This window comes from Haemophilus sp. SZY H53 (assembly GCF_054332375.1).
Map to the genome: position 1 here is coordinate 49,367 of NZ_JBTGNV010000009.1, position 18,914 is coordinate 68,280.

Consider the following 18,914-nt stretch of genomic DNA (forward strand, 5'->3'; position numbering starts at 1 on the left):
GGAGAAAGGCAAAGATGAAAACATTAAAACAATGGCAGTTTATTAAAAACGAAAAAAATCGTATTGATTTGGCATGTGATCATGGATTTATATTGCATATTTTTGTTTTGGAAAATGACATTATTCGTGTGGCCTTTACACGAAATAATGAATTTAAACTTCCTCATACTTGGGCTATAACTCCAAACAAAAAAGATGTTGAATGGAAAGGTCGAGATAAATGGTCATTAGATGGGTTCTCTTTGCCTAATTATCAGCTTATTCAAACAGAAAAAACACTTGAAATTTCAACCGCACTTTTACGTTTAACAGTCCATCAGCCACTTTATCTTGAATGGGAATTCAAACAAGGTGAAAAATGGAAGCCATTGATGATGGATAGAAAAACAGGCGCATATTTAATGGGTATATCTAATTCTGATATTTCTCATTTTATAAACCGATCTGTTGATCACTATTACTATGGTTTAGGTGAAAAAACAGGTAACCTTAATAGACATGGTCGTCGTTTTGAAATGCGTAATATAGATGCAATGGGCTACAACGCAGAGTATACAGATCCACTATATAAACATATTCCATTCTATATTACTCATACTTCAGATGTCAGTTATGGGCTTTATTATGATAATTTGTCACCTTGCTGGTTTGTCTTGGGTAGTGAAATTGATAACTACCATGCTTATTATCGTTCTTATAAAGCAGAAGATGGAGATCTTGACTATTACGTTATTCTTGGACCAAAAATTATTGATGTAACCAAAAAATATTGTCAATTAACTGGGGGTACAGCTTTTGGTCCAAAATGGAGTTTAGGTTATAGCGGATCGACTATGAGTTATACCGATGCTCCAGATGCGCAAGAACAGTTAAAAAAATTTGTGGATTTATGCGATAAGCACGATATTCCATGTGATTCTTTCCAACTTTCATCAGGCTATACTTCAATTAATGGAAAACGCTATGTTTTCAATTGGAACAAAGAAAAAATTCCTCAACCATTAGAAATGGCTAAGCATTTTCATGATGCAGGAATGAAATTAGCAGCCAACATTAAACCTTGTTTATTACAAGATCATCCACGCTATGAAGAAGTGGAAGAATTAGGTTTATTTATCAAAGATTCTGAATCTAATGCGCCAGAACGATCAATGTTTTGGGATGATGAGGGATCACATTTGGATTTTACCAATATGGATACTGTCGATTGGTGGAAGTCAAATATAAAAAAACAATTATTAGATAATGGTATTGATTCTACATGGAATGATAATAATGAATTTGAAGTATGGGATAACTATGCAAAATGTCATTATTTTGGTAGGGGAATGCCAATTAAATTGTTGAGACCATTGCAACCATTGTTAATGATGAAATCTTCCTATGAAGCACAACTAGAACATGCTCCAAATAAACGCCCTTATTTAATATCCCGTTCGGGTTCTCCAGGAATGAATCGTTATGTTCAAACTTGGTCTGGAGATAATCGAACAAGTTGGAATACTCTAAAATATAATATCAAAATGGGATTAGGGATGAGTCTTTCTGCTCTCCACAATGTAGGGCATGATGTTGGTGGCTTTTCGGGTAATAAACCTGATGCAGAACTCTTTGTTCGTTGGGTTCAAAATGGTGTAATGCATCCTCGATTTACTATCCATTCTTGGAATGATGATAAAACGGTTAATGAACCCTGGATGTATCCTCAAGTAACGAATATTATTCGTGATGCTATTCAATTACGTTATTGTTTAATGCCTTATATTTATAATGCATTTTGGAAATCTCATAATGAAAATGAGCCTATGTTACGCCCAACTTTCTTAGATCACGAGAATGATCCTAATACGTTTGCTGAAAATGATGATTATTTGTTTGGTGAAGATTTATTGGTGGCTTCTGTGGTTGAAGAAAATCAACGTAAACGAGAAGTTTATTTGCCACAAAATTTAACAGGTTGGTATGACTTTTATTCTCACCAATGGTTTAATAGCGGCGAAACGATAATAGCTGATGCTCCATTGGAAAGGATACCTCTATTTGTAAGAGCTGGTAGTATTATCCCTCTAACTAAAAAGGGATATAAAAATACTTTAATAGATGATTATCGTGAGTTGCTTATCATGCCTTTTATCAACCATGGTCAAAGAAGTATTACAATTTTTGATGATGATGGTGAAACATTTGATTATCAAAAAGGTAAATGCCTAATTTTAAATATTGACCTTAAATGTACCAATAGTACTATTGAATTAACTATTACTAAATCAGGTGGTTATTTGCCTAAATATAATGAGATTAAATTTAGGATTCCAATTTCAGAAGAAAGAGATTTTGTTATTAATGGAAACATGGTGAATAATGGCTTTAAACTAAATTTAAATAATATTTAATTAGAGAAGAGTAATGAACTTTGATGAATTAAGATCCTATAAAAAGATTGGAAATGAATTAAAAGAACAACTTAATAATAATCAATATAAAGTTGGTGAAAAATTACCTGCAGAGCGAGATTTAGCAGAGTATTTTGATGTTAGTAGAACGGTTATTCGTGAAGCTATCATTATGTTGGAATTAGAAAATCTAGTTGAGGTAAGAAAAGGCTCAGGCGTATATGTTATTGCTTTGCCTCAAAGACAGGCAAGCAATGATGATGTGCTTGATAAAGTTGATGTTGGACCTTTTGAATTATTACAAGCTCGTCAATTATTGGAAAGTAGTATTGCTGAATTTGCTGCATTACAAGCAACTCGTTCAGATATTGTTCGTTTAAAAGAAATTCTGGCTAGAGAACGTTCCAATTTAGATCAAGGTGATGAAGATTATGTGGCTGATGAAGATTTTCATCAAACAATTGCTGAAATTACGCAAAATGAAGTAATTGTACATATGCAAAAGGCGCTCTGGGAGCTACGTATAAATAGCAAAATGTGGCAAGGATTACATTTACATATTCCAAATCAGAGTTATCGGCATCTTTGGTTACAAGATCATGAAAATATTATAACGGCATTGCAACGTAAAGATCCCGCAATGGCAAAGAAAGCTATGTGGCAACACTTAGAAAATGTAAAACAAAAACTTTTTGAGTTATCTGATGTAGATGATCCTGATTTTGATGGTTATCTATTTAATATGAGTCCAATTGTTGTAGATCGTTAAAATTAAGAAGGAGGTTCAAATGGAACAAGCATGGCGTTGGTATGGACCCAAAGATCCGGTATCTCTATCGGATATTAGACAAGCAGGTGCGACAGGTATTGTAACAGCATTGCATCATATTCCAAATGGGCAGGTTTGGAGTATTGAGGAAATTGAAAAACGAAAAGCAGAAGTTGAAACAGCAGGGCTAGTTTGGTCTGTAGTTGAGAGTGTGCCAGTACATGAGGAAATAAAAACACAAACTGGCAATTATCAGATTTGGATTGATAATTATAAACAAACTCTTCGTAATTTAGCTAAATGTGGTATTGATACAGTTTGTTATAACTTTATGCCTGTTTTAGATTGGACACGTACAGATTTAGCTTATGAATTGCCTGATGGTTCTAAGGCTCTACGTTTTGATCATATAGCTTTTTCTGCCTTTGAATTGCATATTCTGAAACGTCCTAATGCAGAGTTAAGTTATACAGAGGAAGAACAGGAAGCAGCTAAACGTTATTATGAAAAGATGACGGAAGCAGATATTAAGCAATTAACTAATAATATTATTGCTGGTCTTCCTGGTGCAGAAGAAGGGTATACTTTGGAAGAGTTCCAAGGACAATTAGATCGTTATAAAGATATTTCACCAGAAAAATTCCGCTCTCATCTTGCCTATTTTTTAAATCAAATTGTGCCGGTTGCACAAGAGGTTGGTGTTAAACTGGCTATTCATCCTGATGATCCTCCTCGTCCAATATTAGGGTTACCTCGTATCGTATCTACTATAGAGGATATGCAATGGTTTGTTGAAGTAGAACCGCTTCCAGCAAATGGTTTTACTATGTGTACTGGGTCTTATGGTGTTCGTTCAGATAATGATTTAGTTAAAATGACAGAACAATTTGCCGATCGTATTTACTTTGCTCATCTACGCTCAACAGAAAGAGAAGATAATCCATTAACGTTCCATGAGGCTTCTCATTTACAAGGAGATGTGGATATGTTTAATGTAGTAAAAGCATTATTAACTGAAGAGTATCGTCGTTTAAATAATGGTGAGACTAGATTGATTCCTATGAGACCAGATCATGGACATCAGATGTTGGATGATTTGCATAAGAAAACAAATCCTGGGTATTCCGCTATTGGACGTTTAAAAGGTCTGGCTGAATTTCGAGGTTTAGAGATGGCATTAAAAAAAGTATATTTCAATAAATAACAGGAATTCCTTACTAAGGAGGAAATGATGAAAAAAGCATTATTAGTATTACCTTTTATTTCATTGGGTGTGTTTGCTCAGGATGATCTGACTTATGATAAGCTTGTGCAGACATCAGTGAAAAGTGGTTCTATTGATTACTTTATTCAAGGCAAAGGAGGGGCCGGTGAGAAAAATAATCAAATTTGTGAAGATGGATTATTTTTCAATGATCACTATCTTGCCGTTTTTGATGGAGCGACTGATAAATCTGGTAAGAAATATGACGGCAAAAAAGGAGGTCGAGTTAGCAGAGATATCATTCAAGATGTTTTCCAATCGCTTCCTCCTAATACAGATAAATTAGCGATTTTGCAGAAAATTAATGAGAAATTCAAAGAATTTTATGCTAAGAATCCAGACATGGATTTTGAAAAGAATCCATTGTTTAGACCAACAGCAACATTAATTTGGTATAACTTGGATACCAATGAGCTTGTTGCAATTGGTGACTCAAAGGCAAGAATTGATGGGGTTAATTACAATGATGAAGCTAAATATGTTGATGTATTAAATAGTGCTTTGAGAGTAAAAATTCTAAAAGATTTGAAATTAACACCTGAGCAAATAGAAGAAAATGATTTAGGTCGTTTTTATATTCTTCCTTTGCTGAAAAGACAATCTGAATTTCAAAACAACCCAAACGCTCCAAAAGCTTTCCAATATTGGGCAATTGATGGTTTTAATATCCCTGAATCGGAATTAAAAACTTGGAAGTTTGATAAAACTCCTAAAGTGATTGAATTATCTTCAGATGGATATGAAACTTATCCGAAAGAAGCAACTGTTGATAGTTATGAAAATCAATTGAAAGAAGAACTAAAAAACGACCCATTGCGCATTGAAAACCCATCAACAAAAGGAGTCGTAAAAGGTAATTATACCTTTGATGATAGAGCAATTTTGATCTATAAATCTAAATAGGCTATCTACCTGTACTTACGTTAAATAAGTACAGGTTTTTTTATATTATTAATTTATGCGTAAGTATTCTGGCGAACTTATTTTATTTTTTGTAACTTTTATTGCTGCTTCAGGTTGGTTTTTTTCTAAATATTCTTTAGAGGGAATGCCACAGATGGGGTTTATTGGCCTTCGTTTCACCATTGCATTTCTTATATTTTTGCCCTTTTCCTATTCTACAATTTGTAAGTTAGAATTTTTTCAAATAATGAAAGCTGTGAGTGTTGGTTTAGCTTATATACTAACGATGGTATTATGGATTTCTGGATTAATATTAAGCGAATACTTAGGGGAAGGAGCTTTCTTATATAGTCTATCAATGCTGATCGCTCCTTTAATATCTTGGGGATTATTTAAGCATAAACCTCAAAAAATTTTTTGGATTTCACTACCTATTGCTGTATTAGGGCTCTATTGTTTATTGGGACAAAAAAGCAGCATGTTCCATTTTTCCTTGAGTAATATTATTTTCTTACTAGCCTCTATTTCTGCTGCATTATATTTTGTGTTAAATAATCAATTTGCTAAGAATATTCCACCATTGGCTTTGACAACAATTCAGATCGGAGTTGTTGGAGTTTTGGCTGGATTATATTCTTTATTGGTAGAAAAATGGCTATTCCCCATCTCTATGAATACCTTATTTTGGTTTGCAGGTAGTATCCTTATTGCTACCAATTTAAGGGTTTTTTTACAAACTATTGCTCAAAATAAGTGCAGTATTAATAATGCAGCAGTTATAATGTTATTAGAACCTATATGGACTCTGGTTTTAAGCATATTTTTTTTAGGTGAAATATTTTCGTTCATAAAAATATTAGGTTGTAGTTTAATTTTAATTTCTTTGATTATTTATCGCTTACCTAAATTAACTAGAGTATCACTTGAATAAGTAGAGTTTTAATTTTCTACATCCACACTCAGTACTTCATCTTCTGTTTTTAACAGCGTATAGACATCTTTTAGCATTTCATTATCGATGTTGTAGCATCGTACTTGCAAGCGAACTTCGCCGCTAGCTTGGTCTTTTACCGAGATATTTTCAATACGATAGTCATGTTTGAGTAATAAATCTGTGACTTTACTAATACCGTTCGCAGAACTTAGCTGAATAGCCAATCGAGTACGCTTTTTATAGGTTTTACGGCGAACATAACGTTGCACAATCGGGCTGATACGGATGGCGATTAAAATCATTAAAGTGGCAATAATCGCATCAAAAATAAAACCAGCACCTGTTGCCACACCAATAGCTGCCGCAGCCCAGATGATTGCTGCAGTGGTTAAACCTGAAATAGCATCATTTTTCTTGTGCAAAATAACCCCTGCACCTAAGAAACCGATACCACTGATTACTTGTGCGGCAAGTCGCATAGGGTCAGTTCGAATGTTATCTGAAACTTGCGCATAATGTTCTGCGGCTTGAATAGATACAATCGTCAGTACACAAGTCGTCACCGCAATAATGGCACAGGTTTTGACCCCAACCGGTTTGTGTTTAAGTTCACGTTCTAAGCCAATAATCCCGCCAAGTACAAGTGCGAGTAGCATTTTCCCTAGGATAAGTAAATAAGCCGTCTGTTCAAGAGCGGTCGAAAAAAGAAAAGAATTTTCCATGTTAATAATGAATATGAGTAAATAAAAAAACGGGCATTATTCTACCTGAAAAAAGGACTTTAATGGGCAAATTTACAATCAATTTACCTTTAATTTATCGCCTTTCGGCTTGAAATTGAGTAAAATCTAAAGTTTTGAAAGATGATGATAGCTGAGAATAAATTTATGCAAAAATCAACGCCGAATATTGGCTTTGTAAGTTTAGGTTGTCCTAAAAATTTAGTGGATTCCGAACGTATTCTGACTGAATTACGTACTGATGGGTATAACATTGTGCCAAGTTATGAAAATGTGGACTTGGTTATTGTGAATACTTGCGGTTTTATTGATAGTGCTGTACAGGAATCCCTTGAAGCCATTGGAGAGGCGTTGGAAGAAAACGGACGCGTGATTGTGACCGGCTGTTTAGGTGCAAAAGAAGATCAAATTCGTCAAGTTCACCCGAAAGTATTGGAAGTGAGCGGTCCGCACAGTTATGAAACGGTAATGGCACAAGTACACAAGTACGTTCCTAAACCTGAGCATAATCCATATACCAGCCTTGTACCAAAACAAGGGGTGAAATTAACACCAAAACACTATGCTTATTTGAAAATCTCAGAAGGCTGTGATCATCGTTGTACATTCTGTATAATCCCTTCATTACGTGGGGATTTAGAAAGCCGCTCTATCACGCAAGTATTGGATGAAGCAAAACGTCTTGCTGATGCAGGCGTGAAAGAGTTATTGGTTGTTTCACAAGATACTTCTGCTTATGCAATGGATACACAACGCAAAGAAGGTGGCGTGAAAACGGCTTTCTGGAATGGTATGCCAATTAAAAATGACTTAATGACCTTGTGTAAACAGCTTGGTAAATTAGGTATTTGGGTACGTTTACATTACGTTTATCCCTATCCTCATGTGGATGATTTAATTCCATTAATGGCGGAAGGTCTATTGTTGCCTTATTTGGATATTCCATTACAACATGCGAGTCCTAAAATTTTAAAAGCAATGAAAAGACCAGGAAAAATTGACCGCACTTTAGAACGTATCAAGCAATGGCGTGAGATTTGTCCAGATTTAACTTTGCGTTCAACTTTTATTGTAGGTTTCCCGGGTGAAACAGAAGAAGACTTCCAAATGTTATTGGATTTCTTAAAAGAAGCACAACTTGATCGCGTGGGCTGTTTCAAATTTAGCCCAGTAGAAGGCGCTCCTGCAACTGAAATGGCCGATCAAGTGCCTGAAGATGTAAAAGAAGAACGTTTCCACCGCTTTATGCAGTTACAACAAGAAATTTCGGCTGAACGATTAAAACAAAAAATTGGCCAAACGCTTGATGTAATTGTGGATGAAATTGATGACGAAGGTATCATTGGCCGTACTAAAGCTGATGCACCAGAAGTTGATGGCTTAGTTTATATTGAAAATCTAAGTGGCGCGCCAGTGAAAGTAGGCGAATTTATTAAAGTAACCATTACCCATTCAGATGAATATGATCTGTGGGGAACCTGTTAATTATTAATTTTATTTATTTTTTACCAAAGGAATTTAGAAATGGCAGAAGCACAAAAACAACCAAGTGTTATCCGTTTTGAACAAGAAGTTGCGGCAAAAAATTATGAAGCAGCTTGCGTAGAATTGCTCGATATTTTAAGCAAAATTGATACTAATTTTGGTGGCATTGAAGGCATTGAAATTGATTATCCTAGCCAATTAAATGATGAATTAGTACAAGATAAAATTAAGCATTTTTGTACCCGTGTAGCGGTAGCAATGAGCGAGCTATTTTCTGATCCTAAATTAGATATTTCTGAAGGCGGAGCACAACGTTTCTTTACCTTACAACGTTGGATTAATATGATTTTTGCATCATCGCCATTTGTGAATGCGGATCATGTTTTACAAGCTTATAACCGCAATCCAGATAAAACCAATTTATCCGATTTCCATTTAGACAATACGAGATCATCATTAATTAAATTCTGTATTTTCTATCTGCCAGAATCTAATGTGAATGTTAATCTTGATGCTTTATGGAATTTAGATCCAGAGTTATGCGCATCCCTTTGTTTTGCATTGCAATCACCACGTTTTATTGGTACAGAACAATCATTTTCTAAGCGTGGTACGCTTTTACAATGGTTCCCTGAAAAATTAGCGACAATTGAAAATTTAAATAATGTGCCGAGTGCAATTTCACACGATGTGTATATGCATTGCAGCTACGATATTGCTGAAAATAAACACTGGGTGAAAAAAGCATTAAACCAAGTTATTCGTCGTCATTTATTGCAAGGTGGATGGACAGATCGCGATGTCACGAAATTAGGTGAACGTGATGGTAAACCTGTCATGGTCGTATTATTGGAGCATTTCCATTCATCTCATTCAATTTACCGTACGCATTCCACCTCAATGATTGCTGCGCGTGAGCGTTTTCATTTAATTGGTGTGGGTAATGAAGCTGTAGATGCAGCGGGTCAAGCGGTGTTTGATGAATTCCATTTATTAAAAGGTGATAATATTTTTGGTAAATTGAATGAATTAAAAGAGATTTGTGAAAAAAATGGTGCAGCCGTTCTTTATATGCCAAGTATTGGGATGGATTTAACCACTATTTTTGCAAGCAATACACGCCTTGCACCAGTTCAAGTGATTGCTTTAGGTCACCCAGCTACGACACATTCTGATTTTATTGAATATGTGATTGTAGAAGATGATTATGTAGGTTCTGAAAAATGTTTCAGTGAGCAATTATTGCGTTTACCGAAAGATGCCTTACCTTATGTGCCTTCAGCACTTGCACCACAACACGTAGAATATCGCTTACGTGAAAACCCTGAAGTGGTGAATATTGGTATTGCCTCTACCACAATGAAGCTTAACCCCTATTTCTTGGCAGCATTAAAGGCTATTCGTGATCGTGCTAATGTGAAAGTGCATTTCCACTTTGCATTAGGTCAATCTAGTGGTGTGACGCATCCTTATGTTGAGCGTTTTATTAAATCTTATTTAGGCAATGATGCGACAGCTCACCCACATGCACCTTATGATCAATATCTTCGTATTTTGCATAACTGCGATATGATGGTAAACCCATTCCCATTCGGTAACACCAACGGCATTATTGATATGGTGACGTTAGGTTTAGTGGGCGTATGTAAAACTGGTGCAGAAGTGCATGAACATATTGATGAAGGGTTATTCAAACGTTTAGGTTTACCGGAATGGTTAATTGCAAATACGGTAGATGAATATGTTGAGCGTGCAGTTCGTTTAGCAGAAAATCATCAAGAACGTTTAGCACTTCGCCGTCATATCATTGAGAATAATGGCCTCCAAACCTTATTTACAGGCGATCCAAGCCCAATGGGTAAAGTATTACTTGAAAAATTTGAGGAATGGAAAGCGGCAAATTTAGCTGAAAAGCCAAAGAAAAAAACAACTAAATCTGCAACCACAAAAGAGAAGACCACCAAGTCTACCCCGACAAAGAAAAGTGAGGTCAAATCTGAAAGTAAATCTGAGCCGAAAAAAACGGTAAAGAAAACCACGAAAAAAGCAGATAAATAATCAATAAATCCCCGAAAGGGGATTTTTTTATTGAGAAAAATTAAACAAAGCCTCATTTTTTCTAAAAAAGCTTGATTTTGTAGCGTAAAGCCTGTAATTAATAGACCCATTCAACACAACATAAAATAAGGAAAAATTCATGAAAAACGTCGGTTTTATCGGTTGGCGCGGAATGGTCGGTTCCGTATTAATGGATCGTATGGTGCAAGAGCAAGATTTTGCCAATATTAATCCAGTTTTCTTCACCACTTCTCAAGCAGGTCAAAAAGCACCTGTATTTGCAGGAAAAGAGGCGGGTGAACTTAAAAATGCATTCGACATTGAAGAACTTAAAAAATTAGACATTATCGTGACCTGCCAAGGTGGCGACTATACCAATGAAGTTTATCCAAAATTAAAAGCAACAGGTTGGGATGGTTATTGGGTTGATGCGGCGTCTGCACTACGCATGAAAGATGATGCAATTATCGTGCTTGATCCGGTAAACCAACACGTAATTTCTGAAGGCTTGAAAAAAGGCATCAAAACTTTTGTAGGCGGTAACTGTACCGTGAGCTTAATGTTAATGGCTATCGGTGGTTTGTTTGAAAAAGATTTAGTGGAATGGGTATCTGTTGCAACTTACCAAGCGGCTTCAGGTGCGGGCGCAAAAAATATGCGTGAATTGATTTCACAAATGGGCTTATTAGAACAATCGGTTTCAAGTGAATTAAAAGATCCTGCTTCGTCAATTTTAGATATTGAACGTAAAGTGACGGCAGAAATGCGTTCTGGTAGCTTCCCAACGGATAACTTCGGTGCAGCATTAGGGGGAAGCTTAATCCCTTGGATTGACAAACTTCTCCCTGAAACAGGACAAACGAAAGAAGAATGGAAAGGCTATGCAGAAACCAACAAAATCTTAGGTTTAAGTGACAATCCAATTCCTGTTGATGGTTTATGTGTGCGTATCGGTGCATTACGCTGCCACAGCCAAGCATTCACTATCAAACTGAAAAAAGACTTACCGTTAGAAGAAATCGAACAAATTTTAGCGTCTCACAATGAATGGGTGAAAGTGATTCCAAACGACAAAGAAACCACATTACGTGAATTAACTCCAGCGAAAATAACAGGTACATTAAGCGTACCGGTTGGTCGTTTACGTAAATTGGCAATGGGTCCGGAATACTTAGCGGCATTCACTGTAGGTGACCAATTATTATGGGGCGCTGCAGAGCCAGTTCGCCGTATCTTAAAACAATTGGTGGCATAAGTTTTACTTTCACTACAAAGGGCGTATTTACTACGCCCTTTTCATTAAAAAATTATGATCAGAGAACCTCATTTTCATCAATTTGCTCTTGCAGAGTTATTGCCTTTTTTTGAGCAATTTCCGACGCAATATCTTTCTGGTGAACGAAATATCAAATTAGCTTATCGTCATTTGGTTCAGCCTGAAAGCGCGGTCAGAAAATTGATGATTTTGGTTAATGGTCGAGCAGAAAATATGCTGAAATGGACTGAGTTGGCTTATGACTTTTATCAACAAGGTTATGATGTTTTGCTTTTCGATCACCGAGGACAAGGCTATTCACAGCGTATTATTCCTCAAAAAGGGCATTTAGATGAGTTTCGTTTTTATATTGATGATATGGCAAAAATCATTGAAAAAACGACCGCACTTTATTCTTATCAAGCGCAATATATTCTTGCACACTCCCTCGGCGCTTTGATTTCTACCTATTATCTAGCCAATTACGATCATCATATTAAAAAGGCTGTGCTTTCTTCGCCTTTCTTTGGCGTTCCCATGAAACATCCGTTACGAGATGAAATCATCATTGCAACGATGATGGCATTTGGTCAAGGTCATCGTTATGTTTTTGGCAAAGGACATTACAAACCGGCAGATTTAAACCTTAATGAACTTAGTCATTCTAAAACGCGAATGAAATGGATGAACCGAGTTAATCGAAAACGCGCAGCTATTCACTTAGGTGGCCCGACATTCCGTTGGGTACATTTGTGTTTAAATGCAATCAAAGCGCTCCCTAAAATCATTCCAAGAGTGGAAATACCCGTGCTTATCCTACAAGCGGAAAAGGAAAAGATAGTGGATAACAAAAATCTTGAAAAATTGACCGCACTTTTTCCGCATGCAGAATCCATGCTTGTACCTCAAGCAAAACATGAAATCCTTTTTGAAAAGGATAACGTGAGAAAAGCCGTGCTTGAACGCGTTAATCAATTTCTTCATTCTTAAATTTTCCTAATTAGATTAAATACAAAACATTATATATTGATTTATTAATGTTTTTTTATTTTTATCTCATGAGTGTTTAGCCTTTTATTGAGCAAGATCATAGTTTCTTTCTCACTATATGCCTACAATCCATAATACTTATTTGTAGTTATGTTTTTGTTGTTTGTATAGTTGGAGTGTCTATGTCAAAAATGAAGAAAATCGTCACCGCACTTTGCTTGGCTGGTGTCGGCGCTGTGGTATTGTGGGGAACGCAGTGGGTTATGCATAAAACAAGTTCACCAGAGTTTTGTGTCAGTTGTCATTCAATGAGCTATCCAAAAGAAGAATGGGAAGGCTCGAGCCACTTTGCTAATGCAAAAGGTGTGCGAGCACAATGTTCAGACTGCCATATTCCAAAAGAAGGCTGGCATTATGTCAAAGCTAAATTTATTGCTTTAAAAGACTTGTGGTATGAAGCACAAGGTAAGATTGAGAATAAAGAAAAATATGAAGCCCATCGTGCAGAGCTTGCTCAAATGGTATGGAATGATATGAAAGCCAACGATTCAGAAACCTGTCGTAGCTGCCACAGTTTTGATGCAATGGAGCTTTCACAACAAACTAAATTAGCAAAACAAACCCATACAGATGCTCAAACAAACGGCCAAACCTGTATTGATTGCCATAAAGGCATTGTTCACTTCCTTCCTGAAGTGCATGGCGATCAAAATGCGCAAAAATCCTCTGCCGTACAAGGTAGCATTCTCTCTGATGGCTCAGCTATTTTTGCCACTGAAATGGTGAAAGCGACCAATGATAAAGGAAATGAGGTTCGCCTCATGCCTTATGCAGAATTAATACAATGGAAAGTAAATGGTGATCAAGTTCAAGGCACCTTACATGGTTGGCAACAAGTGGGAGCTGAAGCGGTTGTTTATCAAGAGTTAGGCAAACGTATCACGCTTGCTTTACTGGATGAAGATGCACGTAACCATGTTCAAGTCGTAAAAACAATACATGATGCAGTAACAGATTCTGAGTGGAAAGAAATCAATGTTGCGGTGAATGTCGCAAAAGAAAAAATGTCATCAGATCTGACCGCACTTAATCAATATGGCAATCAGTTAAATCAAACTCAATGTAGTGGTTGTCACGCGGCAATTGGTGCAGATCATTACACCGCTAACCAATGGATTGGTGTGGTGAATTCTATGAAAGACCGTACATCAATGAACAAAGATGAAGTACGAGCATTAACTATTTATCTGCAACGCAATGCCAAAGATATGGCAAAACAATAATAACCAACTATCTAAAACGAGGCTGAAATGAAAAAGAATAACGTAAATGAACAACGTCGTGATTTTCTGAAAAAAACATCTTTAGGCGTGGCAGGTAGTGCCCTTTCTGGTGGTATGGTGGGCGTTGTATCAAAAAGTGCGGTCGCAAAAGAAGCTGAAATAAAAACAGTAGTTACTGCGGCTCACTGGGGACCGCTTGGTGTGGTTGTGGAAGATGGTAAAGTTGTGAAATCTGGCCCTGCCATTGAACCTGCTGTACCAAACGAATTACAAACAGTTGTTGCTGATCAGCTATACAGCGAAACTCGCGTGAAATATCCAATGGTGCGTAAAGGCTTTTTAGCTAACCCAGGAAAAAGTGATACCGCAATGCGTGGTCGTGATGAATGGGTGCGAGTTTCTTGGGATGAAGCGTTAGATTTAGTACACAATCAACTTAAACGTGTTCGTGACGAACATGGGCCAACAGGTATTTTTGCCGGTTCTTATGGTTGGTTTAGTTGTGGTTCATTACATGCTTCTCGTACGTTATTACAGCGCTACATGAATGCTACCGGTGGTTTTGTGGGGCATAAAGGGGACTACTCTACGGGTGCTGCGCAAGTCATCATGCCGCATGTGCTTGGTACTATTGAGGTCTATGAACAACAAACCAGCTGGGAATCTGTGTTAGAAAACAGCGATATTATTGTGCTTTGGTCTGCAAACCCACTCACAACCATGCGTATTGCTTGGATGTCTACCGACCAAAAAGGGATTGAATATTTCAAAAAATTCCAAGCGAGTGGAAAACGCATTATTTGTATCGACCCACAAAAAAGCGAAACTTGCCAAATGCTGAACGCAGAATGGATTCCGGTGAATACAGCAACGGATGTGCCGTTAATGCTTGGTATTGCGCATACTTTAGTTGAACAAGGTAAGCATGATAAAGATTTCTTGAAAAAATACACGTCGGGTTATGCTAAATTCGAGGAATATTTATTAGGTAAAACTGATGGCCAACCAAAAACAGCAGAATGGGCGTCAAAAATTTGTGGTGTACCGGCAGAAACGATTAAACAGCTTGCAGCAGATTTTTCTAGTAAACGTACCATGTTAATGGGTGGTTGGGGTATGCAACGCCAACGCCATGGTGAACAAACCCACTGGATGTTAGTCACTCTAGCGTCTATGTTAGGACAAATTGGCTTGCCAGGTGGTGGATTTGGTTTGAGTTATCACTATTCAAATGGTGGGGTGCCAACGGCGACAGGGGGTATTATCGGCTCTATTACCGCAAGTCCAGCAGGCAAAGCGGGTGCAAAAACATGGTTGGATGATACCTCTAAATCTGCTTTCCCATTGGCGCGTATTTCAGATGTGTTGCTCAATCCTGGCAAAAAAATTCACTATAACGGTACTGAAATTACTTACCCTGATATCAAAGCGGTGTATTGGGCAGGCGGTAACCCATTTGTTCACCATCAAGATACCAATACCTTAGTGAAGGCCTTCCAACAACCAGATGTGGTGATTGTGAATGAGGTAAACTGGACGCCAACTGCGCGCATGGCAGATATTGTCTTGCCGGCAACTACCAGTTATGAACGTAATGACTTAACCATGGCAGGCGACTACTCCATGATGAGCATTTACCCGATGAAACAAGTGGTTCCGCCACAATTTGAAGCGAAAAATGACTATGATATTTTCGTTGAACTCGCAAAACGAGCAGGTGTGGAAGAACAATACACCGAAGGTAAAACTGAAATGGAATGGCTGGAAGAATTCTACAATGCAGCCTTTACTGCCGCACGTGCAAACCGTGTTGCAATGCCTCGTTTTGATAAATTCTGGGCAGAAAATAAACCGTTAAGCTTTGAAGCGGGAGAAGCCGCGAAGAAATGGGTACGTTATGGTGAATTCCGTGAAGATCCGTTGCTCAATCCGCTTGGTACACCATCAGGTAAAATCGAAATTTATTCTGATGTCATCGCCAAAATGAACTATGACGACTGTAAAGGGCATGCAAGCTGGATGGAACCGGAAGAATTTGCCGGCAACGTGACGCAAGATTATCCGCTCGCCTTAGTGACGCCACACCCATACTACCGTTTACACAGCCAATTGGCGCATACCTCATTACGCCAAAAATATGCGGTCAATGATCGGGAACCGGTAATGATTCATCCTGAAGATGCGGCTGCTCGCGGTATTAAAGACGGTGACATCGTACGCATTCACAGCAAACGCGGCCAAGTGCTTGCAGGTGCGGTTGTGACAGAAAATATCATCAAAGGTACTGTCGCTCTTCATGAAGGTGCATGGTATGACCCAATGGATTTAGGTGAAAGTGAAAAACCTTTGTGTAAAAATGGTTGCCCGAATGTATTAACACGCGATGAAGGCACATCAAAACTTGCACAAGGTAACTCACCCAATACCTGTATTGTTCAGGTTGAAAAATTTACCGGTAAAGCACCTGAAGTGACGGTATTCAAACAACCTAAACAGGCTGTGTAAAACCAATAAAAAACGACCGTACTTTGATTGATAGGATCAAAGTGCGGTCTTCTTTTTAGTTGTTTTTTCTTGTTATTGTCAGCTCGTTACTATGCTTTGTGCATATTTCTCAGCAAAGCAATTTCCCGCTCTAAGCCTAGAATAATTTTATCTTTTTGTGCCAATAGCTCGTCTTTATGAGAAATAATTAATTGCAATTGTTGAATGGCTTTTTCTAAATTATCATTACCAACAGCGAATAAGAAATTATTTGAATTATTTGAATTTGTTGATTCTGTGACTGAATTATTAAAATAAACTTTTTCAGTTTCCCCATAAGAAAGCAGTTCGCAAATATCCATATCAAACACTTCAGAAATTTGCTCCAAACGTGGCAGATTTGAACGCACTTCACCTCGTTCAATTTTGGCATAACCGGTCACCGACATGCCTAATTTATCCGCCATATTTTCTTGAGATAATTGGTGTTGTTCACGTAATTGACGAATTTTTTCATTAATTTTCATATTCTACTCTCGCAGTGCAAATAGCTACCGCAACTCGGTAACCTTCTGTAATTGTTGGTTAATTGTACACAAATTAGCGAAAAATTATAATTCTTTTGCTTTTTAATCCCTAAATAATTTAAGGAATCCCGTATGAAACTCAAAAATCTTTCAATTGCAACCGCACTTTTACTGGCGTTAACCGGCTGTGGCAGCAGCGGTGGCGGAAACAGCGATAACCCCCCAACTACGCCCAATAACGAAATTCAAAACAACCAAACAACACAAAATCAAGCTAACACGCAACAGGCTGAACTCGATCGTTTAAAAACGCAACTTTCTCAAGCGCAAAATGAAAAGCAAACGGCAGAAGATAAACTTAAACAAGCCGAGCAGCTTTCTGCGCAAGATTTAAATAAAGCAAAAGCAGGTTTACAAAAAGCACAAGAAGAACTTGCAGCAGCACAAAAAGCATTAGATGAAAAACTCTCCTTAGAAAAAATGCTTACTCGTGATGAAGTATTTCAATTTGCATTACATAACGGTTTAAATACTGTTGATTCTAGCGAATTTGCAGATAATTTCAAAAATAACAGCAAATCATTTGTAACTGAACAGCTCGTTGAAGTTCACAAAATTATAGCGCTTAAACGTTTAGCAAGAAGCTATAGCTTATCCGAAGATGAAGTTCGCAATTTTGTAAACGCAAATAAAGACAAAACATTAAATGAAGCAAGAACATTACTTAATGATAAACGTACAGAAAGAGAAAATTTAATCAATGAATTAACCGCCCTTGCAAAGCAAAAAGGTTTAGAGGAGTGGGAAGCACGTAATTTTGCCTACGGTAAAAACTATACAGATAAAGAAAGTGCGGTCCAAGATCTCAATAATTACATTGCTGAGAAAGATAAACGTAAAACCAAAATCGATGAATTAATTAATCTTGCGAAAGAAAAAGGGTTAGATGATTGGGAAGCGCAGAATTTTGCTAATAGTAATATTGAAAATGAGCGAACTAAAGCATTGGAAAATTTAGATAATTTATTAATAGAAAAAGAGCAATCAGCAATTTTAGATGCAAAACGCAATATCATTAGAGAGGCGTATAAAACACCTGAAGGATTTACTCGAAAATATGACCCACAAGAAACTACATCTTCAAACGTTCGAGGAGAAGAATCATCCAAACAAACATCATATATAGATGTTTATAATCAAAAATATTCTATTGTTGTTGGTAAATATGAAGACTATAAAAACCTTAATGATCCGATGTACAATAGAGAAACATATAGCGTTTCTATACAACGCAATTATCTAAATGGAGTGAATACCAAAGATATACCTAATGAAGGTAAAGCGACTTATATCGGGACTGCTTTCACTAAAGATAGAGAAGGAATGCTTACATATAATGTAGATTTTGCCAATAAAAAAGGTGAGGGAAATATTACCGGTTTAGACGGTTTAGGTAATCTAACTTTACATGAAGGTAATTTAGCCGAAATCTACGGCAAAGATTGGGGTAAAGGCATATCTTCTGATATGACTTCTGATAAATGGACAAACATGAAAGGGGAATATTTACTGCTATTTTACGGAAAAAATGCTGAAGAAATTGCAGGTGTAGCCGAATTTGGTAAAGAAAATGTCTCTTATGATGATCAAGAGGTAAAAGAATTATTTAAAGTTGTGCCTAGAAACGGTGAACGTAATCTCCATTATTCTAGTAGCGATAATATCGCTATCGGCTTCGGCGGTACACGTGGAGAGATCCAAAAATAAACTTTTCCTTTAATATAAAAATGCCGTTTGAACCTCGGTTTAAACGGCATTACTTTCTAATC

Annotated in this window: 14 protein-coding genes; 12 read left to right on the top strand and 2 right to left on the bottom strand. The window is 37.0% G+C overall.

The features are described 5' to 3' along the window. The first annotated feature begins 14 nt into the window (after positions 1-14). From ACXVWB_RS08995 to ACXVWB_RS09015, 5 genes are read left to right on the top strand one after another with little or no spacing between them, the layout of a single operon-like run. The gene (locus tag ACXVWB_RS08995; RefSeq protein WP_178162408.1) at positions 15-2,393 is read left to right on the top strand and encodes a glycoside hydrolase family 31 protein; all 2,379 of its coding nucleotides are present in this window, start codon (positions 15-17) and stop codon (positions 2,391-2,393) included. 13 nt (positions 2,394-2,406) lie between these two features. Next, positions 2,407-3,162: an FCD domain-containing protein gene (locus ACXVWB_RS09000; RefSeq protein ID WP_178162406.1), complete on the top strand. Its 756-nt coding sequence runs from the start codon at positions 2,407-2,409 to the stop codon at positions 3,160-3,162. Between the two features lie 19 nt (positions 3,163-3,181). Next, positions 3,182-4,366, top strand: coding sequence for a mannonate dehydratase (gene uxuA / locus ACXVWB_RS09005; protein WP_178162404.1), 1,185 nt, complete (start codon positions 3,182-3,184; stop codon positions 4,364-4,366). 27 nt (positions 4,367-4,393) lie between these two features. Beyond that, positions 4,394-5,329 carry a hypothetical protein gene (locus tag ACXVWB_RS09010; protein WP_178162574.1) on the top strand — a complete coding sequence of 312 codons (936 nt, stop codon included), beginning with the start codon at positions 4,394-4,396 and terminating at the stop codon, positions 5,327-5,329. Between the two features lie 55 nt (positions 5,330-5,384). Then, positions 5,385-6,260 (top strand): DMT family transporter, encoded by an 876-nt coding sequence (locus tag ACXVWB_RS09015; protein ID WP_178162402.1) that lies wholly within the window; start codon positions 5,385-5,387, stop codon positions 6,258-6,260. A gap of 8 nt (positions 6,261-6,268) precedes the next feature. Here the strand turns inward: ACXVWB_RS09015 and ACXVWB_RS09020 are convergent, their stop codons facing one another. Beyond that, on the bottom strand, positions 6,269-6,985 hold the full coding sequence (locus ACXVWB_RS09020) for an MgtC/SapB family protein (protein ID WP_014064479.1): 717 nt from the start codon (positions 6,983-6,985) through the stop codon (positions 6,269-6,271). 165 nt (positions 6,986-7,150) lie between these two features. Here ACXVWB_RS09020 and rimO point away from each other — a divergent pair, with 165 nt between their 5' ends. From rimO to torA, 6 genes are all read left to right on the top strand, one after another. Beyond that, the gene (gene rimO / locus ACXVWB_RS09025) at positions 7,151-8,488 is read left to right on the top strand and encodes a 30S ribosomal protein S12 methylthiotransferase RimO (RefSeq protein ID WP_197563080.1); all 1,338 of its coding nucleotides are present in this window, start codon (positions 7,151-7,153) and stop codon (positions 8,486-8,488) included. 39 nt (positions 8,489-8,527) lie between these two features. Further along, complete coding sequence (locus ACXVWB_RS09030; RefSeq protein ID WP_458485327.1) at positions 8,528-10,546, top strand: UDP-glucose:protein N-beta-glucosyltransferase; 2,019 nt, start codon at positions 8,528-8,530, stop codon at positions 10,544-10,546. A 139-nt stretch (positions 10,547-10,685) separates the two neighbouring features. Continuing rightward, on the top strand, positions 10,686-11,801 hold the full coding sequence (gene asd, locus ACXVWB_RS09035) for an aspartate-semialdehyde dehydrogenase (protein WP_289902366.1): 1,116 nt from the start codon (positions 10,686-10,688) through the stop codon (positions 11,799-11,801). Positions 11,802-11,855: 54 nt separating this feature from the next. Further along, positions 11,856-12,791 carry an alpha/beta fold hydrolase gene (locus ACXVWB_RS09040; RefSeq protein ID WP_289902367.1) on the top strand — a complete coding sequence of 312 codons (936 nt, stop codon included), beginning with the start codon at positions 11,856-11,858 and terminating at the stop codon, positions 12,789-12,791. A 182-nt stretch (positions 12,792-12,973) separates the two neighbouring features. Then, on the top strand, positions 12,974-14,074 hold the full coding sequence (locus ACXVWB_RS09045) for a NapC/NirT family cytochrome c (protein ID WP_458485328.1): 1,101 nt from the start codon (positions 12,974-12,976) through the stop codon (positions 14,072-14,074). 27 nt (positions 14,075-14,101) lie between these two features. Further along, positions 14,102-16,579, top strand: a complete 2,478-nt coding sequence (gene torA / locus ACXVWB_RS09050) for a trimethylamine-N-oxide reductase TorA (protein ID WP_289902369.1) — start codon at positions 14,102-14,104, stop codon at positions 16,577-16,579. Between the two features lie 89 nt (positions 16,580-16,668). Here the strand turns inward: torA and ACXVWB_RS09055 are convergent, their stop codons facing one another. After that, positions 16,669-17,085, bottom strand: a complete 417-nt coding sequence (locus tag ACXVWB_RS09055) for a helix-turn-helix domain-containing protein (RefSeq protein WP_126470039.1) — start codon at positions 17,083-17,085, stop codon at positions 16,669-16,671. A gap of 132 nt (positions 17,086-17,217) precedes the next feature. Between ACXVWB_RS09055 and ACXVWB_RS09060 the strand changes: the two genes are divergently transcribed. Further along, positions 17,218-18,852 (top strand): factor H binding protein domain-containing protein, encoded by a 1,635-nt coding sequence (locus ACXVWB_RS09060; protein WP_289902370.1) that lies wholly within the window; start codon positions 17,218-17,220, stop codon positions 18,850-18,852. The last annotated feature ends 62 nt before the right edge of the window (positions 18,853-18,914 follow it).